Source organism: Pedococcus sp., from assembly GCF_036554925.1.
In the GTDB taxonomy this organism is placed as follows: domain Bacteria; phylum Actinomycetota; class Actinomycetes; order Actinomycetales; family Dermatophilaceae; genus Pedococcus_A.
Genome location: NZ_DATBMI010000005.1, coordinates 1 through 20,669, shown reverse-complemented (window position 1 = coordinate 20,669; position 20,669 = coordinate 1). Strand labels below are relative to the sequence as shown.

General features: G+C 71.9%; 20 protein-coding genes. 12 read left to right on the top strand and 8 right to left on the bottom strand.

What is annotated here, in order from left to right; all coding sequences use genetic code 11:
* Positions 1–229 precede the first annotated feature (229 nt).
* Positions 230–1,471 (top strand): endonuclease/exonuclease/phosphatase family protein, encoded by a 1,242-nt coding sequence (locus tag VIB11_RS00340; RefSeq protein ID WP_332027270.1) that lies wholly within the window; start codon positions 230–232, stop codon positions 1,469–1,471.
* A 76-nt stretch (positions 1,472–1,547) separates the two neighbouring features.
* On the opposite strand, the gene VIB11_RS00335 is transcribed toward VIB11_RS00340, so the two are convergent.
* The gene (locus VIB11_RS00335) at positions 1,548–2,696 is read right to left on the bottom strand and encodes a hypothetical protein (protein ID WP_332027269.1); all 1,149 of its coding nucleotides are present in this window, start codon (positions 2,694–2,696) and stop codon (positions 1,548–1,550) included.
* Positions 2,697–3,065: 369 nt separating this feature from the next.
* Positions 3,066–4,622 (bottom strand): dolichyl-phosphate-mannose--protein mannosyltransferase, encoded by a 1,557-nt coding sequence (locus VIB11_RS00330; protein ID WP_332027268.1) that lies wholly within the window; start codon positions 4,620–4,622, stop codon positions 3,066–3,068.
* Positions 4,623–4,684: 62 nt separating this feature from the next.
* Between VIB11_RS00330 and rsmI the strand changes: the two genes are divergently transcribed.
* The gene (gene rsmI, locus VIB11_RS00325; RefSeq protein WP_332027267.1) at positions 4,685–5,521 is read left to right on the top strand and encodes a 16S rRNA (cytidine(1402)-2'-O)-methyltransferase; all 837 of its coding nucleotides are present in this window, start codon (positions 4,685–4,687) and stop codon (positions 5,519–5,521) included.
* Here rsmI and VIB11_RS00320 read toward each other — a convergent pair.
* Both VIB11_RS00320 and VIB11_RS00315 read right to left on the bottom strand, forming a co-directional pair.
* The gene (locus tag VIB11_RS00320) at positions 5,494–6,096 is read right to left on the bottom strand and encodes a DUF4126 domain-containing protein (protein WP_332027266.1); all 603 of its coding nucleotides are present in this window, start codon (positions 6,094–6,096) and stop codon (positions 5,494–5,496) included. The genes rsmI and VIB11_RS00320 overlap by 28 nt on opposite strands.
* Before the next feature lie 91 nt (positions 6,097–6,187).
* Entirely contained in the window at positions 6,188–7,357 is a 1,170-nt protein-coding gene (locus VIB11_RS00315) for an RtcB family protein (protein ID WP_332027265.1), read from the bottom strand.
* Positions 7,358–7,434: 77 nt separating this feature from the next.
* Between VIB11_RS00315 and metG the strand changes: the two genes are divergently transcribed.
* The 6 genes from metG to VIB11_RS00285 all read left to right on the top strand — a co-directional run bounded on the left by metG (position 7,435) and on the right by VIB11_RS00285 (position 15,296).
* Complete coding sequence (gene metG, locus VIB11_RS00310) at positions 7,435–9,267, top strand: methionine--tRNA ligase (RefSeq protein ID WP_332027264.1); 1,833 nt, start codon at positions 7,435–7,437, stop codon at positions 9,265–9,267.
* Entirely contained in the window at positions 9,254–10,129 is an 876-nt protein-coding gene (locus tag VIB11_RS00305; protein WP_332027263.1) for a TatD family hydrolase, read from the top strand. Before metG ends, VIB11_RS00305 begins: the two co-directional genes overlap by 14 nt.
* A 339-nt stretch (positions 10,130–10,468) precedes the next feature.
* The gene (locus VIB11_RS00300; RefSeq protein ID WP_332027262.1) at positions 10,469–11,542 is read left to right on the top strand and encodes a ubiquitin-like domain-containing protein; all 1,074 of its coding nucleotides are present in this window, start codon (positions 10,469–10,471) and stop codon (positions 11,540–11,542) included.
* A 116-nt stretch (positions 11,543–11,658) separates the two neighbouring features.
* Entirely contained in the window at positions 11,659–12,519 is an 861-nt protein-coding gene (rsmA, locus tag VIB11_RS00295) for a 16S rRNA (adenine(1518)-N(6)/adenine(1519)-N(6))-dimethyltransferase RsmA (protein ID WP_332027261.1), read from the top strand.
* Between the two features lie 9 nt (positions 12,520–12,528).
* On the top strand, positions 12,529–13,464 hold the full coding sequence (locus VIB11_RS00290) for a 4-(cytidine 5'-diphospho)-2-C-methyl-D-erythritol kinase (protein WP_332027260.1): 936 nt from the start codon (positions 12,529–12,531) through the stop codon (positions 13,462–13,464).
* The gene (locus VIB11_RS00285; protein ID WP_332027259.1) at positions 13,464–15,296 is read left to right on the top strand and encodes an ABC-F family ATP-binding cassette domain-containing protein; all 1,833 of its coding nucleotides are present in this window, start codon (positions 13,464–13,466) and stop codon (positions 15,294–15,296) included. Before VIB11_RS00290 ends, VIB11_RS00285 begins: the two co-directional genes overlap by 1 nt.
* A 16-nt stretch (positions 15,297–15,312) precedes the next feature.
* Here the strand turns inward: VIB11_RS00285 and VIB11_RS00280 are convergent, their stop codons facing one another.
* Positions 15,313–15,735, bottom strand: coding sequence for a pyridoxamine 5'-phosphate oxidase family protein (locus VIB11_RS00280; protein ID WP_332027258.1), 423 nt, complete (start codon positions 15,733–15,735; stop codon positions 15,313–15,315).
* Between the two features lie 76 nt (positions 15,736–15,811).
* On the bottom strand, positions 15,812–16,393 hold the full coding sequence (locus VIB11_RS00275; protein ID WP_332027257.1) for a PadR family transcriptional regulator: 582 nt from the start codon (positions 16,391–16,393) through the stop codon (positions 15,812–15,814).
* A 16-nt stretch (positions 16,394–16,409) separates the two neighbouring features.
* Between VIB11_RS00275 and VIB11_RS00270 the strand changes: the two genes are divergently transcribed.
* On the top strand, positions 16,410–17,237 hold the full coding sequence (locus tag VIB11_RS00270; RefSeq protein ID WP_332027256.1) for an alpha/beta hydrolase: 828 nt from the start codon (positions 16,410–16,412) through the stop codon (positions 17,235–17,237).
* Here VIB11_RS00270 and VIB11_RS00265 read toward each other — a convergent pair.
* A complete protein-coding gene (locus tag VIB11_RS00265; protein ID WP_332027255.1) occupies positions 17,222–17,734 on the bottom strand; it encodes a MarR family transcriptional regulator in 513 nt (170 codons plus the stop codon). The genes VIB11_RS00270 and VIB11_RS00265 overlap by 16 nt on opposite strands.
* 66 nt (positions 17,735–17,800) lie before the next feature.
* Between VIB11_RS00265 and VIB11_RS00260 the strand changes: the two genes are divergently transcribed.
* The 3 genes from VIB11_RS00260 to VIB11_RS00250 all read left to right on the top strand — a co-directional run bounded on the left by VIB11_RS00260 (position 17,801) and on the right by VIB11_RS00250 (position 19,736).
* Complete coding sequence (locus VIB11_RS00260) at positions 17,801–18,616, top strand: methyltransferase domain-containing protein (protein ID WP_332027254.1); 816 nt, start codon at positions 17,801–17,803, stop codon at positions 18,614–18,616.
* On the top strand, positions 18,613–18,972 hold the full coding sequence (locus VIB11_RS00255) for a VOC family protein (protein WP_332027253.1): 360 nt from the start codon (positions 18,613–18,615) through the stop codon (positions 18,970–18,972). The genes VIB11_RS00260 and VIB11_RS00255 overlap by 4 nt, the downstream gene beginning before the upstream one ends.
* 170 nt (positions 18,973–19,142) lie before the next feature.
* Positions 19,143–19,736, top strand: a complete 594-nt coding sequence (locus VIB11_RS00250; RefSeq protein WP_332027252.1) for a hypothetical protein — start codon at positions 19,143–19,145, stop codon at positions 19,734–19,736.
* Positions 19,737–19,802: 66 nt separating this feature from the next.
* Here the strand turns inward: VIB11_RS00250 and VIB11_RS00245 are convergent, their stop codons facing one another.
* Complete coding sequence (locus tag VIB11_RS00245) at positions 19,803–20,405, bottom strand: TetR/AcrR family transcriptional regulator (protein ID WP_332027271.1); 603 nt, start codon at positions 20,403–20,405, stop codon at positions 19,803–19,805.
* Positions 20,406–20,669: the final 264 nt, after the last annotated feature.

Below are 20,669 nucleotides of genomic sequence, written 5' to 3'. Positions count from 1 at the left end.
GGCGGAACCCCGGTCAGGACTGCCCGGTTCATGGCCAACCGCATCCTCGCGCTCGTCGAGCACCCTGCCGCAGACCGCGCCATCGGCCAGGAGGTCATCGACACCTCGACCGCCCACGACCGGCACTGAGGCCCTCCCGGGGCGGCCGGCGGCGAAGGCGCTGGAACCCGCCACGATTGGCCACCCGCTATTCACCCACGGCGTCCTCACGCGGCATACCGTCGGGCACATGCCCACCATCACCCGACCCGCGCGGCTCGCCACGAGCGTCGCCGCAGCCGCCCTCGCGCTCACCGCGGCGGTGCCCGCAGCCTCCGCCGACGACGACCACGCGCGGCACGACCACGACCGAGAGGTGCGCTTCGCGACGTTCAACGCCTCGCTGAACCGCAACGCCGAGGGTGACCTCGTGCGCGACCTCTCCACGCCCGACAACGCCCAGGCCAGGACGATCGCCGAGATCGTGCAGCGGTCCAACCCGGATGTGCTGCTGGTCAACGAGTTCGACTACGTCGAGGGAGGTGCCGCCGCGGAGCTGTTCCGGGAGAACTACCTCGAGGTCCCCCAGAACGGTGCGCGGGCGGTCGACTACCCCTACTACTACGTCGCCCCCGTCAACACGGGCGTCCCGAGCGGGCTCGACCTGGACAACAGCGGCACGGTCGGCGGCGGCAACGACGCCTACGGCTTCGGCCTGTTCCCGGGGCAGTACGGCATGGTCGTGTACTCCAAGTACCCGATCAGGGCCGACCGGGTCCGGACCTTCCAGCACTTCCTGTGGAAGGACATGCCCGGCGCCCGGCTGCCCGACGACCCGGCTACCCCGCAGCCGGCCGACTGGTACTCGCCGGAGGAGCTCGGCCAGTTCCGGCTGTCCAGCAAGTCGCACTGGGACGTGCCGATCTCGGTGCGTGGCAAGGCGGTTCACTTCCTCGTGTCCCACCCGACGCCGCCGGTGTTCGACGGCCCGGAGGACCGCAACGGGACGCGCAACGCCGACGAGATCAGGTTCTGGGCCGACTACATCTCGGGCCCGAGCCGCTCCCGCTACGTGTACGACGACGAGGGCCGCACCGGCGGCCTCCCGCAGGGGGAGCGCTTCGTCATCGCCGGCGACCAGAACTCCGACCCGCTCGACGGCGACTCCCTGCCGGGGTCGATCGACCAGCTCCTCGACCACCCCCGCGTGAACTCGTCGGTCACGCCGAGCAGCCGAGGGGCCGTCGAGGCCGGCGACCTGCAGGGCGGGGTGAACGCCATGCACCGCTCGCCGGCCCGTTTCGACACGGCGGACTTCTCCGAGCCACCCGGCAACATCCGCGCCGACTACGTGCTGCCGAGCCGGCAGCTGCGCATCACCGACGCCCGCGTCTTCTGGCCGACCTCGTCGAGCCCGCTCTACCGGCTGACGGGCACGTACCCCTTCCCGTCGAGCGACCACCGGCTCGTGTGGGTGGACACCCGTCTCTGACGCGGCTGGCAGCTCTCCCGCGCGAGGCCCGGCCGCCGGAAGGTCGGCGACCGGGCCCCGCCGCGGAGAAGCGGGATCAGGAGTAGTCGCGGCACGCCTTGCGGTACGCGGCCTCGCGGGCTGCCTTGCGGTAGGCCGCGCTGGCGCCGATGCCGACCAGGAGCGTGCCCGCGCCCAACCACAGGAGGGTGAGGTCCGAGCCGGTGTGCGGCAGCCGCTCGACCGCTGCCTGCGTGGCGGCGGGGACGGCTGAGGCCGCCTGGGGGGCAGCGACCGGCGCCGCCGGCTGCGAGGGCTTGGCGGGCGCCGGGTTCGTCACCGGCTTCGTCGGCGTGACAGGGCAGGGAGGTCCGGCCGGGACGGCCGGGCTGACCAGCTCCGTCGTCGTGGTGGCGGGCTTCGCCTCGGTGTCGACCACCTCGCGCTCGAGCCCCGTCGCCAGCCAGCCCTGGCCGGGCGACTGCACGGCCCAGCGCTGGTCGACGACCTCGGGCTCGCCGTCACGGGACTCGCCCGTCCGCTCCCAGCCCTGGCCCGCCGGCTCCGTCTCGCGCCACCGGTGGTCCCAGTGGCCCTCCTCGGCGACGGCCGGGCTCACCTCGACCTGCTCGTCCCACGCCGGGGTGAGCTCGCGCTGACCCGTGACCTCCTCGACGGCCGGGTGGTGGATGGTGTCGTAGACGGCCTCGTGCTCGACGTGGTCGTAGACCGCATCGCTCACCAGCGTCTCGCGCGGCGGCGTCGGGGTCCGTGTCCAGCCGTTCGACTGCTCGTTGTCGTTGGCGTTCCAGTTGGGGTCGTCCCTCCAGCGGGTGTCCCCGTTGCGGTGCACGAACTCGTACTCCGTCACGTACACCGCATCCCGGACGAGGACCTCCTCCGTCCAGGCCGCGCGCACGAGCACCTGCTCGTCCCAGGCCTCCCGGGCGGGGGTGATGACGACGGTCTCGTAGGTCGCGGGGTGGTGGACGGTCTCGTGGACCGCGTCCTGGCCGGCGACGTCGACGACCCAGCGGCGCCACCGGTGTTCGGTGGGCGTCTCCCACAGGGCCCACTGGTACTCGTCGTGGGTGACGGCAGGCGCGGCCGGCGTGACGACAGTGCGGTGGACCGCGTCGACGGCAGGAGTGCCACACGGCGCGGAGCCCGCTGCGAAGGCCGACCCCGCCCCCACCACCACTCCCAACGCGGTCACGGCCACGGCGGCGGATGTGCGCTTGATCATCTGCGTTACCCCTGTCCCCTCACGGCGCGGAGGCCCTCGGGCCCCACCTGGGCCGAACCCACGCGAGCTGGTCCTCGGTGATGCTCAGCTGAGCCAGAGTGTGTGGTTGCCGGCAGAGAAGGTCAAGAGAAGGTAAAGAGACGATAAGTGGGAGGTAAAAATCGCCCACAAAGGGTAAAGCGCTCAGGGCGCGTGTCCGGGGATGTGGTGGAGCGAACCTGCTGTCCGCGTTCGTTCCTTTTGCCCCGGGCCGGGCCCGGTCGTGCGGGTTGTCCCCGGCCTCGGCCAGCACCGGCAAGCCTGGCCGAAGGAACGAGGCGGAACCGGCCGTACGGGGGAGACCTCAGCCCGCGGCGGCGGTCATCGCCGTCAGATCCAGCTCGGGAACCACATCCGGTTCGACCACGACGGCTGGGGGATCACCTGTGCGGTGTAGATCGGCCAGAAGTAGGCGAAGATCACGAGGGTGAGCAGCAGGTAGCTGCCGACCAGGACGAGGCCGATGCGCCGCCGGCGCTGCGGCGCCCCCCGGCGGCCCAGGACGAGGCCGAGCACGAACACCACCGCCAGCACCACCCACGGCTCGAACGCGATCGAGTAGAACGAGTAGATGGTGCGGTGCTGGTAGTTGAACCACGGCAGGTAGCCGCCCGCCAGTCCGGCGACCACCGCGCCGGCGCGCCAGTCGCGCCGCACCAGCCAGTAGTAGAGGACCACGACGACGGCGACCACGCCGAGCCACCAGAGCGAGACCGTCCCGATGGACGTGATGGCCTTGGAGCACTGCTCGACCGCGCAGCCGTCCTGCCCCTGCTTCGGCCCCTCGTAGAAGAAGGAGGTCGGCCGGCCCTGGACCAACCACGACCACGGGTTCGTCTTGTACGGGTGGTCGGAGGTCAGGCCGACGTGGAACGTGTAGATCTCCTGGTGGTACCTCCACAGCGACAGCAGCGGGTCGGGCACCCACGACCAGCCCCAGTCGGGGTTCTGCTCGGCCCACTGCCGGTCGTAGCCGGTGCGCGAGCGGAACCAGCCCGTCCACGAGACGAGATAGGTCAGCGCCGTCGCGCCGACCATCGCGAGCGCGGCGAAGAGTCCGTCGCGCGTCAGGGTGGCCCAGAACCAGTGCCGCACCCCCACGGCCCGCCGTGCGCCCATGTCCCACCACACGGTCATGAGGCCGAAGGCAACGAGGAAGAACAGCCCGGACCACTTCGTCCCCGCCGCGAGCCCCAGGCAGATGCCGGCGACCCACCGCCAGGGGCGCAGCCCCAGCCACGGCCCGGGACCGAGCGCGGGGCTTCCGGGCGCGAGGCCGGCAGCCCGCTCCGCCAGCATCGCCCGGCTCCGGTCACGGTCGATGAGCAGCGCACAGAAGGCCGCCAGGGCCCAGAACATGACGATGATGTCGAGCAGGCCGGTGCGGGAGTGCACGAAGTGGTGGCCCTCGAAGGCCAGCAGGAACGCGGCGACGGTGCCGAGCAGGGTCGAGCCGAACATGCGTCGGGCGGCCCGCCCGATCATCAGGATGGACAGCGTCCCGAGCAGCGCCACCGAGAAGCGCCACCCGAACGACGACGCCGCGCCGAACAGCCACTCCCCGAACGCGATCACCCACTTGCCCACCGGTGGATGCACCACCAGGTCGCCCTCGGTCCCGAAGACGTCGGGTGTGCCGTTGGTGAACAGCTCGTCGGGCTTCTTCAGTGAGTCGGGCACCCGCATCTCGACGCCGTACTCCAGCATCGAGACGCCCTGCTTGACGTAGTAGGTCTCGTCGAACACGAGCTGGTCCGGCCGGCCGAGCGACCAGAAGCGGAGCAGGCCTCCGACGAAGGCGATGACGAGCGGGCCGACCCAGCCCCACACGACGTCACTGGGCTGGTTTCCGAGCAGCCGTGATCGCAGCTGCTCGGCGGAGGTCATGCGCGTCATCGTATGCGGCGCCGCCGGCGCACCCGCGGACGCGCACCTGAGAGGATCGTCCGGTGAGCCCCGAACCCGGCGTCCTCGTGCTGGCCGCGACCCCGATCGGCGACCCGCGCGACGCCTCACCCCGGCTGGCGGAGGAGCTGCGGCACGCGGATGTCGTTGCGGCGGAGGACACCCGGCGCCTGCGCCGCCTCTGCTCCGAGCTCGGGGTCACCCCCTCCGGAGCTGTGGTGAGCTACCACGAGCACAACGAGGCCAGTCGGACCCCGGAGCTCGTCGAGCGGCTGGGTGCCGGGGAGCGGGTGCTCGTGGTCACCGACGCCGGTATGCCGTCGGTGTCGGACCCCGGCTACCGCCTGGTCAGCGCGGCCATCGCCGCGGGGGCCCCCGTCACGTGCGTCCCCGGACCGAGCGCGGTGCTCATGGCCCTCGCGGTCTCGGGCCTGCCGGTCGACCGGTTCTGCTTCGAGGGCTTCCTGCCGCGCAAGGCCGGCGAGCGGGCGCGCGGGCTGGCGGCCCTCGCGGGTGAGCGACGGACGATGGTCTTCTTCGAGGCGCCCCACCGGATCGAGGCCACGCTGCGCGCCATGGCTGACGCCTTCGGTGCCGACCGTCCCGCTGCCGTGTGCCGCGAGCTCACCAAGACCTACGAGGAGGTCCGCCGGGGGGGCCTGGCCGACCTGGCCGGCTGGGCCGCCGAGGGCGTCAAGGGCGAGATCACCGTCGTGGTGGGCGGCGCGGCCGCACAGGTGAGCTCGCTCGAGGAGGCCGTGACCGGCATACAGGAGAGGGTGGCCGCAGGCGAGCGGCTCAAGGACGTGTGCGCCGAGGTCGCCGCGGGGACGGGTCTGTCGAAGAAGGCGCTCTACGACGCGGTTCTGGCTGCCCGCTGACGGGCACGCCGCCACCGCCGGACCCGCAGCCACCCGGCGATCAGGAACCAGGCGAGCAGCACCAGCGCGATCAGGGTGAGCAGAGGGGCGAACAGCGCGGCGAGGCTCAGGCCCACGGAGGCGCCGTCCTCGACGGTCGACACCACAGGCGCTCCCATCCCTGCCGTGCTGACGTTGATGGGCGGCCGGGCGGCGACCTTTCCTGTGTGGACCAGCCCGGAGACGACGATGCCGAGCACGACGCCCACCCACGGGTTCTGCTGCATCCACACGGACTTGTCGACCTCCTCCGCCGCGGAGGTCGCGGCGAAGATCAGCCCGCCCATGCCAGGGCGGATGAAGGTCTGCACGGCGTCGTTGACGGTGTCGACCGCGGGGATCTTGTCGAGGACGACCTCCGTGAGCAGCAGGACGGAGCCGATGCCGATGGCCCACCAGCTCTCGATCCAGGCATACGGCTGCGGCAGCGTGATGTAGTCGGTGAACTTCGCGACCAGGGCGACGACGAGGAACGGGATGTAGGCGTTGAGACCCGCCGCGGCCGAGAGGCCCATCCCCGTGAGGACTGCGATCACCGGCCACCTCCGTCGCTGGCGCACACCTGTCGTGACATGTCTACAGGACGTCGCGCGCCGACGGGCGGTTCCGTCGGCCCGCCCGCCGGGGTCAGTCGCCCTTGACGTTCACGGCCTGGCGGAGCGTGTGCCGGACCCGGACGAGGTCTGCCGAGTCCGCCATGACCCGGTCGATGTCCTTGTAGGCAGCCGGGATCTCGTCGAGGAAGGCGTCGCTGTCGCGGTACTCGATGCCGGTCATCGCCTGCCGGAGCTGGTCACGGCTGAACTGCCGGCGGGCGGCGGTCCGGGAGAGCCTGCGCCCGGCGCCGTGCGGTGCCGAGCAGAGCGACATCGCGTTCCCGAGGCCCTCCACGACGTACGAGGCCGTCCCCATCGACCCGGGGATCAGACCGGGCTGGCCCTCCCGGGCCTCGATGGCGCCCTTCCGCGACACCCACACGGAACGGCCGCCGTGCGTCTCGCGCTGCGTGAAGTTGTGGTGGCAGTTGACCCGGGCGGCCTCCCGGACGTCGCGCCCGAGGAAGGAGCCGAGCTGGCCGATGACGCGGTCCATCATCTCCTCCCGGTTCAGCAGTGCGTAGTGCTGCGCCCAGCGGAGGTGGCGGATGTAGGCGTCGAACTCGTCGGTGCCCTCGACGAGGTAGGCGAGGTCGCGATCGGGGAGGGCGACCCGGTCCCGCCTCATGAGGCGGCGGGCGACCTCGATGTGGTGCTGGGCGATGTGGTTGCCCACCCCTCGAGAGCCCGAGTGGAGGAAGGCCCACACCCTGTCCTGCTCGTCGAGGCTCACCTCGATGAAGTGGTTGCCCGAGCCGAGGGTCCCGAGCTGTTCGCGCCACCGGTCGGAGTGCTGCTGCGGGTCGAGCCCGGCGGCGTCTGCCTCCGCCTCGAGCAGAGCCACCCGCGGCTCCGCCGTCGCGGCGACGCGCCGGTTGGCGACCCCCGCGGAGAGCGGGACGGCCCGCTCGATGGCCCTGCGCAGCGGCGTGAGCGACCGGCCCCTCAGGTCGTCCGAGCGGAACTGGGTGAGGACGGCGATCATGCCGCAGCCGATGTCGACCCCGACCGCCGCGGGGATGATCGCGTGGTCGGTGGGGATCACCGAGCCCACGGTTGCGCCCAGGCCGGGGTGGGCGTCGGGCATGAGGGCCACGTGGGGGTGGACGAACGGCAGCTGCGCGGTGCGGCGGGCCTGCTCGAGCGCCTGCGGATCCACGGTGGTGGCCCAGCTCACCAGCCGGGGGCCGATCACCTCCATGGGTCCATCCTCGCGCGCTCCGGGGCAGCCGCACGCGGCCGGAGACCCGTTGGCGCCGCCCCCTAGGATTGCCTCCCATGAAGGTCCTCTCCGCCGTCGCCTGGCCGTACGCCAACGGCCCCCGGCACCTCGGCCACGTCGCCGGCTTCGCCGTGCCCTCCGACGTCTTCAGCCGGTACATGCGGATGGCGGGCCACGACGTGCTCATGGTGAGCGGCACCGACGAGCACGGCACGCCGATCCTGGTGCAGGCCGACAAGGAGGGCACCACCGCCCGCGAGCTCGCGGACAAGAACAACCGGATCATCGTGCACGAGCTCGCCGACCTCGGCTGCTCGTACGACCTGTTCACCCGCACGACCACCGCGAACCACTACGCCGTCGCGCAGGAGCTGTTCACCCAGGTCTGGAAGAACGGCTACATGATCGAGCGCACCACCAAGGGCGCCATCTCACCGTCGACCGGCCGCACCCTGCCCGACCGCTACATCGAGGGCACCTGCCCGATCTGCGGCTACGCCGAGGCCCGCGGCGACCAGTGCGACAACTGCGGCAACCAGCTCGACCCGACGGAGCTGAGGAACCCGCGCTCGAAGATCAACGGCGAGGTGCCGGAGTTCATCGAGACCCAGCACTTCTTCCTCGACCTGCCGGCGCTCGCCGACGCGCTGCGCGAGTGGCTCGAGGGGCGTGAGGCGTCGGGCACCTGGCGGCCCAACGTCATCAAGTTCAGCCTCAACATCCTCGACGACATCAAGCCGCGCGCGATGACCCGCGACATCGACTGGGGCATCCCAGTCCCCCTCGAGGGGTGGCGGGACCAGCCCACCAAGCGCCTGTACGTGTGGTTCGACGCGGTCATCGGCTACCTCTCCGCCTCGGTCGAGTGGGCGCGTCGGCTCGGCGAGCCCGAGCGCTGGCGGGACTGGTGGGTCGAGGGCGCCGGCCCCGAGCCCGCCCTCTCGTACTACTTCATGGGCAAGGACAACATCACCTTCCACTCCCAGATCTGGCCGGCGGAGCTGCTCGCGTATGCCGGTCGCGGGGCTCACGGTGGCGAGCCCGGGGAGTACGGCGTGCTGAACCTGCCCACCGAGGTGGTCTCCTCGGAGTACCTCACGATGGAGAGCCGGCAGTTCTCCTCCTCGCGCGGCCATGTCATCTACGTGCGGGACGTGCTCGACCGCTACCAGCCCGACGCACTGCGCTACTTCCTGTGCGCGGCGGCCCCGGAGTCGCAGGACAGTGACTTCAACTGGCGCGAGTTCGTCACGCGGACCAACACCGAGCTGGTCGCCGGCTGGGGCAACCTGGTCAACCGGACCGCCTCGATGATCGCCAAGAGCTTCGGGGAGATCCCACCCCGGGGCCCGCTCACCCCGGACGACGAGGCGCTGCTGGCCAAGGTCGACGAGGGCTTCGAGGTGGTCGGCGGGCTGATCGGCCGGCACCGGCTGCGGCAGGCGATCGCCGAGGCGATGCGCGTGGTCGGCGACGTCAACAAGTACGTCACCGACCAGGCGCCGTTCAAGCTCAAGGGCGAGGACGAGCGCGAGCGGCTCGGCACCATCCTGCACGTGACCGCCCAGGCCGTCGTCGACCTCAACACCATCCTCAGCCCCTTTCTGCCCCACTCCTCCAACGCCGTGCACGCGACCTTCGGCGGCGAGGGCCGGTTCATGCCCATGCCCAGGGTCGACGAGGTGACCGACCTCGACGACGGCCACGCGTACCCGGTGATCACGGGCGAGTACACCGACACCCCGCGGTGGGCGTCTCGCCCACTGACCGTGGGAGCCGTTGTGACCAAGCCCACACCGGTGTTCCAGAAGCTCGACGAGTCGGTCGTCGAGGAGGAGCTCAAGCGGCTGCAGGGTGACGGCGAAGCCGAGGCCGATGGCGGCGCCTGAGCCGGCCCTGCCGGCGGGCGGCAGGTCGGGCCACGGTCGGGTGCCCACGGCACCCGACCCGCTGCCCATCCCGGTCGTCGACAACCACACCCACCTCGACATCGCCCGTGAGGGCGAAGCGCTGGTCGACGTCGCCGAGGTGGTGGCCGCTGCCACGGCCGTCGGGGTGGACCGGCTGGTCCAGATCGGGTGCGACCTTCCGGGCGCCCGCTTCACCGCCGAGGTCGTCGACAAGCACGACGCCATCCTCGGCGGTGTGGCCCTGCACCCCAACGAGGCGCCGCGGCTCGCCGCGGCGGGTGACCTCGACGCGGCATACCGGGAGATCGAAGAGCTGGCCTCGCACCCGCGGATCCGCGCGGTCGGGGAGACGGGACTCGACTACTTCCGGACGGGCCCAGAAGGCATTGGGGTGCAACAGGATTCGTTCCGCTGGCACATCGACCTCGCGAAGCGGCTCGGCAAGACGCTGCAGATCCACGACCGTGACTCCCACGAGGACGTGCTGCGCATCCTCGAGGAGGAGGGGGCGCCGGAGAACGTCGTCATGCACTGCTTCTCCGGCGACATCGCCATGGCGCGCACGTGCGTCCAGCGGGGCTACCTCCTGTCCTTCTCCGGCACCGTGACGTTCAAGAACGCCGGGAGCCTGCGCAACGCCCTCTCCATCACCCCGCTCGAGCAGGTGCTCGTCGAGACCGACGCCCCCTACCTCGCCCCCGTCCCCTGGCGCGGAGCCACCAACGCGCCCTACCTCGTGCCCCTCACCGTGCGCACCATGGCAGGGGTCCTGGGTGTGGCCGTGCCGACCCTGTGCGAGGCCGTCAGCGCGAACTCGGAGCGGGTCTACGGTCCCTGGTGACCGGGTGTCACGTGAGCGCCGGCCAGCACGCGCCGAGGCGTCGCCCGAGCACTACCCGATGCCGTAATGCCACGTCTGTCATTTTGGCCATCCGTTGGATCTCCCGTTACCAAAATTTGACCTGAGCGGACATCGCAGTCATGGTGGATGACTGTTGGCCGGGTTCGAGATGTCCCCCGGTGGCAAGCGTGAGGGGTGCTGCACCCCGCCGATGAGGGCGGTACAGCACCCCCTTTCCCTGTTTCTGGGGCCCTGCCGCCGGTTCCGATGCCCGGGTGGTTCGAGCACTGGAGCAACATGCTGACACGTCCGGTTAGGCGCATTGCCCAGGCCGCCGTGGTGACGACCCTCGTCGCCGGAGCGGTCGGGGTCTCCCACTACGACAAGTCCGTGAACCTGTCCGTGGACGGCAAGGCCTCCTCGGTGCACGCCTTCGGCAGCACCGTCGGGGACGTCCTCGCGAAGCAGGACATCACCATCGGGGAGCACGACGTGGTCGTGCCGTCCCTGGACAGCCAGGTCGAGGACGGCCAGAAGATCGTCGTCCGCTACGGCCGCAAGCTGACCGTCACCGTCGACGGGAAGACGCGCGAGTACTGGACGACGGCCACCACCGTTGCCGCCGCGCTGCAGGAGCTCGGCATCCGCGCCGACTCCGCCAAGCTCTCGGCCTCGCGTTCGCAGACCCTGGGTCGCGAGGGCCTCAGCCTCACCGTCTCCACGCCCAAGGCGCTGACCGTGCGCGTGGATGGCAAGAACCTCACCGGCACGAGCACGGGCCGGACCGTCAAGGAGGCGCTGGCCGAGCTCAAGGTCACCGTCGACCGCGACGACCGCGTCAAGCCGACCCTCAACGCCGCGCTGAGCGACGGCATGAAGATCGCCATCCAGCGTGTCAGCACCAAGACGGTGACCGCCACCGAGGCGATCGCCTTCGGCACCGTCGAGAAGTCGGACTCCTCGCTCTACGAGGGCGACTCCAAGACCGTCACGGCCGGCAAGCCTGGCTCCAGGACCGTGACCTACCGGATCACCACGGTCGACGGGAAGACCACGGCCAGGAAGGCCGTCAAGACCGTCGTGACCTCCCAGCCGGTGTCCAAGGTGGTTTCCGTCGGCACCAAGGCCAAGCCTGCGGCCCCGGCCCCGGCCACGGGTGGGAACAAGCCGTCCGCCGACGGGCTCAACTGGGCCGCGCTGGCGGAGTGCGAGTCCGGCGGTGACCCGACGACCAACACCGGTAACGGCTTCTACGGCCTGTACCAGTTCGACGAGCAGACCTGGCACTCCGTGGGCGGCTCCGGCCTCCCGCACGAGAACTCCGCCGGCGAGCAGACCTACCGCGCGCAGATCCTCTACAAGCAGCGTGGCGACAGCCCCTGGCCCAGCTGCGGCAGCCGGCTGTACAGCTGACCCGCATCTCGGCACCACGCCCGGCCTGACGCGGCGCGCTCGCGTCAACTTCGGCACAGCGACGGCCCCGGACCACACGGTCCGGGGCTGTCGTCGTCTCCCCTAGAGTGCTCGTCATGGTCGAGTCCGTCAGCAGCGGCTTCCTCGGGGCCGCCCAGATCCGCGAGATCGCGGCGCGGCTCGGCATCCGCCCCACCAAGCAGTGGGGCCAGAACTTCGTCGTGGACGCCAACACCGTCAAGCGGATCGTCCGGCTTGCGGGCGTCGGCCCCGACGACTGCGTGGTCGAGGTCGGGCCGGGGCTCGGCTCGCTCACCCTGGCCCTGCTCCCGGCGGCCGGTCACGTCACCGCCGTCGAGGTGGATCCCGCGCTCGCCGCGGCGCTGCCCGACACCGTCGCCGCGGTGGCGCCCCACCTCGCCGACCGGCTGTCCCTGGTGGCCGCAGACGCGCTGCACGTCAGGGAGCTCCCCGACCCGCAGCCGACTGCGCTCGTGGCCAACCTGCCCTACAACGTCTCGGTCCCGGTCGTGCTGAGCTTCCTCGAGCACTTCCCGACCATCAGCCGTGTCCTCGTGATGGTGCAGCTCGAGGTGGCCGAACGGCTCGCGGCGAGGCCGGGCAGCAAGGTGTACGGCGTGCCCAGCGTCAAGGCCGCCTGGTACGCCGACGTGCGGCTCGCCGGGACGGTCTCGCGCAGCGTGTTCTGGCCGGTGCCCAACGTCGACTCGGGCCTGGTCTCCCTCACCCGCCGCGAGCCCCCGCGCACGGAGGCCACCCGCGAGCAGGTGTTCTCCTGCATCGACGCCGCCTTCGCCCAGCGCCGCAAGACCCTCCGGGCCGCGCTTGCCGGGTGGGCCGGCTCGGCGGCCAGGTCGGAGGAGGTGCTGCGGGCAGCGGGCGTCGACCCGCGCACCCGCGGTGAGCAGCTCGGCGTCGAGGAGTTCGCTGCGATAGCGGCGGCGGCTCTGTCCTAGGGTGTCGCCATGACCTCCGTGACCGCACCGTCCGCCTCGGCCACGGTGCGCGTGCCGGCCAAGGTCAACCTCGAGCTCCTCGTCGGCCCGCTGCGCGAGGACGGCTACCACAACCTCTCGACCGTCTACCACGCCGTGAGCCTCTTCGACGAGGTCACCGTCAGCTACGCCGACGAGTGGGGCCTGACCGTCGCGGGGCCGAAGGCCGACGGCGTGCCCACCGACGGGACCAACCTCGCCGCGCGCGCCGCCCAGCTCCTCGCCCGCGCCGGGGGCGTGGACGAGCCGGTCCACATCAAGATCCGCAAGGACATCCCCGTCTCCGGCGGCATGGCGGGGGGCTCCGCCGACGCCGCCGCCGCGCTGGTCGCGTGCGACCACCTGTGGGGGCTCGGCCTGACCCGCGAGGCCCTCGAGGAGATCGCCGCCGACCTCGGGAGCGACGTGCCCTTTCTGCTCGCCGGCGGCACCGCCATGGGCTCGGGGCGCGGCGAGGTCCTCGCGCCCGTCCTGGCGCGTGGCACCTACCACTGGGTGTTCGCGCTGAGCGACGGCGGTCTCTCGACCCCAGCCGTCTACGCGGAGTGCGACCGGCTGCGGGCCGGTCGCGACGTGCCGGAGCCCAGGCCGAGCGCCGAGATGATGCAGGCGCTGCGCTCCGGTGACGCCCGGCTGGTGGGCGAGGCGCTGGTCAACGACCTCCAGCCCGCCTCGATCTCCCTGCGGCCCGAGCTCGGCGACACCCTCGAGGCCGGCATGGAGTTCGGCGCGCTCGGCGGCATCGTCTCCGGGTCCGGCCCCACCGTCGCCTTCCTCGTCGAGGGCACCGAGGCGGCCCTCGACCTCGCGGTCTCGCTGACGGCCTCGGGCACCGTGCGCGACGTGCGCCGCGCCACCGGCCCGGCACACGGCGCCCACCTCGTCGCCGGGCCTCGGCCGGACTGATGGCCAACCTCATCTCCGTCGAGCGCGCCTCCCTCGCGCTCGGCACCGCCCAGGTGCTCGACGACCTCTCGCTGGGCGTCAACGGCGGCGCCCGCATCGGCGTCGTGGGCCGCAACGGGGGAGGCAAGTCCACCCTGCTCCGGGTGCTCGCGAGCGAGCAGCCGGTGGACGCGGGTCGGGTGACGCGGGCCGGCGACGCGACCCTCGGGATGCTCGCGCAGGTCGACGCCCTCGACCCCGGCGCCACCGTCAGGGAGGCCGTCCTCGGGGACCTCCCGGAGCATGTCTGGGCCGGCGACCCGCGCGTCCGCGACGTGATGGCCGGTCTGCTCGGCGGTGTCGGCGCCGAGGCCGTCGGCGGGCTCGACACCCTGGTCGGCCCGCTCTCCGGCGGCGAACGGCGTCGGCTGGCCCTCGCCCGCCTCCTCGTCGCCGACCCGGACGTGCTGCTGCTCGACGAGCCGACCAACCACCTCGACGTCGAGGGGGTCGCGTGGCTGGCGGAGCACCTCGTGCGGCACCGAGCCCGCCCCGGCAACGCGCTGGTCGCCATCACCCACGACCGCTGGTTCCTCGACGCCGTCGCCACCATGACCTGGGAGGTCATCGACGGGAAGGTCGAGGCCTACGAGGGCGGCTACGCGGCCTACGTGCTCGCGAAGGCCGAGCGGCAGCGGCAGGCGGCGGCCAGCGCGGAGCGCCGCGACAACCTGCTGCGCAAGGAGCTCGCGTGGCTGCGGCGCGGCGCGCCGGCCCGCACCAGCAAGCCGAAGTTCCGGATCGAGGCGGCCAACACGCTGATCGCCGACGAGCCGCCGCCACGCGACGACGTGGAGCTGATGCGCTTCGCCTCGACCCGCCTCGGCAAGGACGTCGTCGACCTGGTCGACGCCAGCGTCGAGCTCGGCGGCCGGGCCCTGCTGGACCACCTGACGTGGCGGCTCGCGCCCGGCGAGCGAGTGGGCATCGTGGGTGTCAACGGCGCGGGGAAGTCCACGCTGCTGAGGGCGGTCGCCGGCGAGGTGCCACTCGCCTCCGGCAAGCGCAAGGTCGGGGTGACCGTGCAGCTCGCCTACCTCTCCCAGGAGGTCCGCGAGCTCGAGCGGTATGCCGCGTGGCGCGTCATCGACGCGATCGAGGACGTGCGCAAGTACGTCCGCCTCGGGAAGAAGGAGGTCAGCGCCTCCCAGCTGGCCCAGCGGCTCGGGTTCACCGGCGGGCGTCAGCAGACCCGGGTCTCTGACCTCTCCGGCGGCGAGCGGCGCAGGCTGCAGCTGACTCGGCTGCTCATGGCCGAGCCGAACGTGCTGCTCCTCGACGAGCCGACCAACGACCTCGACATCGAGACCCTCACGTCCCTCGAGGACGTCCTCGACGGGTGGGCGGGCACCCTGCTCGTCGTCTCGCACGACCGCTACCTGCTCGAGCGAATCTGCGACCGCCAGGTGGCTCTCATGGGCGACGGCCGGGTCCGGGACCTGCCCGGCGGCGTCGAGCAGTACCTCGAGCTGCGGCACGCCCAGGACGAGGCGGCAGCCAGGAGCCAGGCGGCCGGGCGCGCGGATGGGGGGCCGGAGCCCACCGCAGCCGTACCCGTGGGTCCCCCGCCGCCCAGCGCGGCCGACCTGCGCGAGGCTCGTAAGGAGATGGCCCGGATCGAGAAGCAGCTCACCCGGCTGAGCGAGCGGGAGGAGCGGTTGCACGCCGCGATGGTCGACGCGGCGACGGACCACGCACGCGTGCTCGAGCTCAACGGCCAGCTCCGTGACATCGTCGACGAGCGCGAGGAGCTCGAGCTGGCCTGGCTGGCCGCTGCCGAGGTCGCCGGCTGAGGGTCTCCCGCGCTGGTCAGGCCGTCTGCGGGCGCCGGGTCCGGTCGAGCCGGAACGACCGGCCCGTGACCTCGACCGGCTCGATCACGACCAGGCTGAGCTTGTCGGTCGGCACCCACGAGTAGAGCGGCAGCTCCTCGGCGGCATCGGCCTCGTCGCCCTCGAGGCGCCGCGCCGTTCCGCGCACGATCACGCTGCTGGCCCGGTTCTCGTCGTACTCGTCGATCTCGAAGGCGACGTCGTGGTTCATCGTGATGCCCAGGAGCTTGCTGCCCTCGGCGGTGCGGAAGACGAGCTTCTCGCCCATGACGGCGTAGTTGATCGGCACGATATGGACCTCGCCCACGAGGTGGAAGGCGAGGCGGCCGAACTCCTGTGCCCGGAGGAGCTCCCAGCAGTCGAGCTCGTGCAGCTCGGTGACGACGTCGCTGGTGTCCATGGCCCCTCCTTCGGGCTGCGCTGGTGCTGCCCCCACGCTAGGCCCGGCGACGGGTCGGGCGGATGGGCCGAAGGACTCAGTCGCGCGAGTCCGGGCCCGCCGCAAGCCGGTCGAGCATGAGGTCGCACCAGTCGACGAGGGCTGCCGCCACCCGCACCCCGCCCTCCAGGGACATCAGCGACGCGAACGCCGGGCTGGCCGGGTCGGCCGCGCCCGGCTCCGCCGCGACCTCCTCGCGCTGGCGCTCCCAGTCGGCGAGCTGGCCCGCCCTCCGGTCGCGGAGGGCCTTGACCAGGGTGCGCGCCTCCTCGGGCGCCACGGTCCACAGGGACCACACCCGCAGCTGTTCGAGGTCGCGCACCGGGCCGGGGTCGAACTCGCTGGCCACCCACTCCCGCAGCGCCGCAAGGCCGGCCGGCGTCACGGCATACCTCTTGGTGGGTCGCGGGCCCGCGCCCTCGATGAGCTCGTGGTCCACCAGCCCCGCGGCCTCGAGCCGGGCGAGCTCGGGGTAGATCTGCCCGTGGTGCGCGCTCCAGAAGTACCCGACAGGGCGGTCCATCCGGCGCGCGAGGTCGTACCCGGTGCTGGGGCGCCGGGCGAGGAGGCCGAGCAGCGCGTGGCCCAGCGAGGAGACCGTGGACGCGGACCCGTTCATATGTCAATCTTGACATATGAGGAAGTCGTGGGGGTGGAGCGGCGCGCTCCTGGTGCTGGGCGTGCTGGGTGTGCTGGGTGTGCTGGCGGGGTGTGGCGGGAGCGGGGACGTCGTGGTGGCCACCTCGACACGGCGACCCGCGCCGATACCGATCGCGACCCCGACCACGCTCGAGGAGCGGTGCAAGGTGCCGGTGGAGGGAGCGCTCACCCGGTTCCCCGGCCCCCACGGCATGAGCCTGAGCGGCGCCGTGCTCGGCGAGGGCCCGGTCGTGGCGGTGCTCCTCCACCAGACGGCGTCAGCCGGGCTGTGTGGTGGCGCGACGTATGCCGCGTGGCTGGCAGAGCGCGGCGTGCGCGCGGTCCTGGTGGACTTCTGTGGCTGGGGCTCCTCGGTGTGCCCGGGCGGCACCGGCGAGGACTGGGAGACGCAGGTGGGCATCCCCGTGGAATGGGCCCGCGCCCAGGGTGCGCGTCGCGTGACGCTGGTGGGGGCCTCGCTCGGAGGAGTGGTCTCCCTCGCGGTCGGGCAGGCGGCCGGGGCCGACGCGATCGTCAGCCTGTCGGGCCCGAACCGCTACCAGGACCTGGCCGAGGCGGGGACCGCGGCGGCCGCCACGACGGTGCCGCTGATGGTCGCTGCCGCTCCGGGTGACCGCGACGTCGAGCCGCAGGCGCTGCGCGCGGCCGTCGAGGGGTCGCCCGCCAGGAGCAAGGCCTACGTGGAGGCCCCCGATGGTCACGGGTGGTCCATGCTGAGCGACGGCATGGCGGTCGACCCGGTCTTCACACCGCTCGCGTCGACGGTGCTGGGCTGGGTGAAGGGCGACTACTCCGTGCCCTGAGCCTCGAACGGGCTGAGCAGCCGGCGCAGCAGGTCGGCGAGGTCCTCGCGCTCGGCCGCGGGCAGCTCGGCGAGCAGGTGGCGTTCGCGCTCGAGCAGGTCGGCCATGGCGGCGTCGACTGCCCGCTGGCCCTCCGGGGTGAGGCGCACGATGACGCCGCGCCGGTCGCGCGGGTCCGGGCTCCGCTCGACCAGGCCGCGGCGCTCGAGGCGGTCGACCCGGTTGGTCATCGTGCCGCTCGTGACGAGGGTCTGGCGGACCAGCTGCCCGGGGGAGAGCTCATGGGGCTCGCCGGCGCGCCGCAGCGCCGAGAGCACGTCGAACTCCCAGCCCTCGAGGCTGTGCTGCGCGAAGGCCTGGGCACGGTCGAGGTCGAGACGTCGGGCGAGGCGGGAGACGCGCGACAGCACGTGCAGCGGCGCCACGTCGAGGTCGGGGCGCTCGCGCTGCCACGCCGCGACGATCCGGTCGACGTCGTCCGCCGCGGGTGTGGTCATGCTGGAAACTCTACCCTCCATCAAGTATCTTGATATCAAGAGACTTGCGACCGTGAGAGGCCAGACATGAGCAATCGATGGGACCCCACCCAGTACGCCAAGTTCTCCGACCACCGGAACCGGCCGTTCGCCGACCTGATGGTGCGGGTCGGGGCGGAGTCGCCCTCGCTCGTCGTCGACCTCGGCTGCGGCAACGGGCCCCTGACCATGACCTTGGCCGAGCGCTGGCCGACCGCGCGCGTCGTCGGCATCGACTCCTCCCCGCAGATGCTGGAGGCGGCCAGGGCCCAGGACCCCGACGGTCGCGTGGAGTGGGTCGAGGCCGACGTGCGCCACTGGGACGCCGCCTCGCTCGGCAAGGCGCCCGACGTCGTCGTCACCAACGCCACCCTGCAGTGGGTGCCCGGCCACCTCGACCTGCTCGGGCCCTGGGTCCGCGCGCTGGCGCCGGGAGGATGGTTCGCGATGCAGGTGCCGTCGAACTTCGACGCCCCGTCGCACCAGCTCATGCGCGACGTCGCCCGGGAGCACCCGGCGGCCGAGCGGCTCGGCCCCGGGCTGGCGCGGGTCGGCGTCGCCGAGCCGGCTCGGTACATCGAGGTCCTGCACGCCCTCGGCTGCGACGTCGACGCGTGGGAGACGACCTACCTGCACGTCCTCGATCCCGAGGGCCGGCAGGAGAGCCCGGTCCTCGAGTGGGTGCGGGGCACGGGGCTGCGGCCGGTGCTCGACGCCCTCTCCGACGAGGCGGAGCGCAGCGCGTTCCTGGCCGAGTACGACGCGAGGCTGCGCGCGGCATACCCCCGCACCGCCGCCGGCGTGGTCTTCCCGTTCCGGCGGGTGTTCGCCGTGGCGCACCGTCGCGACGAGGTCGCCGCATGAGCGTCGTCGGACTGCACCACGTGCAGGTCTGCTGCCCCGCAGGGTCCGAGGAGGACCTGCGCGCGTTCTATGGAGGAGTCGTCGGTCTCCCGGAGATCGCCAAGCCGCCGGTGCTCGCGGCCCGCGGGGGCGTGTGGTTCCGGGTTGGGGTCCAGGAGCTGCACTGTGGGGTGGAGCAGCCCTTCACCCCTGCGGCAAAGGCCCATCCTGCGCTCGCGGTGACGGACGTCGAGGCCATGGCCGCGGCCGTCGAGCGGGCCGGTGGTCGGGTCACGTGGGACCGGAACATCCCGGGCGTGCGGCGCTTCCACACCCTCGATCCCGTCGGCAACCGCGTGGAGTTCCAGCAGGTCTGAGGGTCCCGGCCCCCTGCCTCCCGGCCCGGGACAAAGCGGGCCGGTGGTCCGGTCGTCGGTGGGACGTTGTGCCCTGTGGGTGGTGGTCCGGCGCCCTCGACACTGCGAGTGCGTCAAGAGATCGCAGTTTCAACCACCGCCGGCGATCCCGGCCGAAGAAGGGCAGGGCAATGCGCAAGACCATGGACAAGCTGATCTCCTGGACGGGGCTCGTCGTGGCCGCCGTCCTCCTCGTCGCCGGCGGGCTGCTCACCTGGGCCAGCGTGTTCATCAAGAACAACGTGACGGAGCAGCTGACGGCACAGCACATCACCATGCCGGTGGCAGCGGCCTTCCCCGAGGGGCACGAGAAGTACCTCGAGCCCTACGAGGGCCAGCCGATGGAGAACGGCCAGCAGGCCAAGGCGTACGCCGACCACTACATCCTCGTCCACATGAACGAGTCGAGCGGCGGCAAGACCTACTCCGAGGTCAGCGGCGAGTACATGAAGCTGGCCAAGGACCCCGGGGCCGACCCCGCAGCCGTGCAGGAGCTCGGCGACCTGCGCCAGTCCCTCTTCATGGGCAGCACCCTTCGGGGCCTGCTCCTCTACGGGTACGCGTTCGACACCATGGGCCGCATCGCCGGGTACGCCGCCATCGCCGCCTTTGCCGGTGCGGGCGCCATGCTCGTCCTCGGCCTGCTGGGCCTGCGGCACGCCTCCCGCGAGCCCGAGGTCCGGTACATCGAGAGGCCGGTCGCGACGACGGGCGTCACCGCCTGACGCCTCACCGCCGACAGCCAGGGGCCCACCGGAGCACGTGCGAAGGCGACCGGTGGGTCTCTGTCGTCAGGCCGGCTTGGTGAGGAGCGCCGGCTTCTTCTCGAGGCCCGCCAGGCCGTTCCACGCGAGGTTGACCAGGTGGGCGGCGACCTCGGCCTTCTTCATCTTGTGCGAGTCGAGCCACCACTGGCCGGTGAGGGCGACCATCCCGACGAGCATCTGGGCGTAGAGAGGAGCGGCCTTCGGGTCGAGCTTCCGGCGCTTGAACTCCGCCGCGAGGATGTGCTCGACCTGCGAGGCGATGTCGGAGATGAGGCTGGCGAAGGACCCGGTGCTCTGGCCGGGAGGGCTGTCGCGCACCAGGATCCGGAAGCCGTCGGTCGACCCCTCGATGTAGTCGAGGAGGGCGAGGGCGGCCCGCTCGAGCGTGATGCGGCTGCCGGCGTCGGCCTCCAACGCTCCGGTGATGGCGCCGAGCAGGACTGCGATCTCGCGGTCGACCACGACGGCATACAGGCCCTCCTTGCCGCCGAAGTGCTCGTAGACCACCGGCTTGGACACGCCGGCCTTGGCGGCGACCTCCTCGACGGTGGTGGCCTCGAACCCCTTGTCGGCGAACAGCTTCCGTCCCACCTCGATGAGCTGCTCGCGACGTTGCTTGCCGGTCATGCGTGCGCGGGCCGTGGTCGAGATCGCGTTCTCGCTGGGTTGGGTCACGGGCGCCATCATGCCAGCGCCCGCACCGTCCTCCGGGTGGCCGCCACGCGGCCGTCGTCCTCGACGTTCCCGGGGCCGTGGTGGCGCGGACCCAGAGGTCGTCGAGCGCGGTTCCATGACCACCATGACGTTTGGCTACCCTTGCCGCAGTCCTGTTCGCAGGACGTTCCCCGGTTGGTCTGCTGGCAGGGCCCGCCTGACTTTGAATCAGGACAA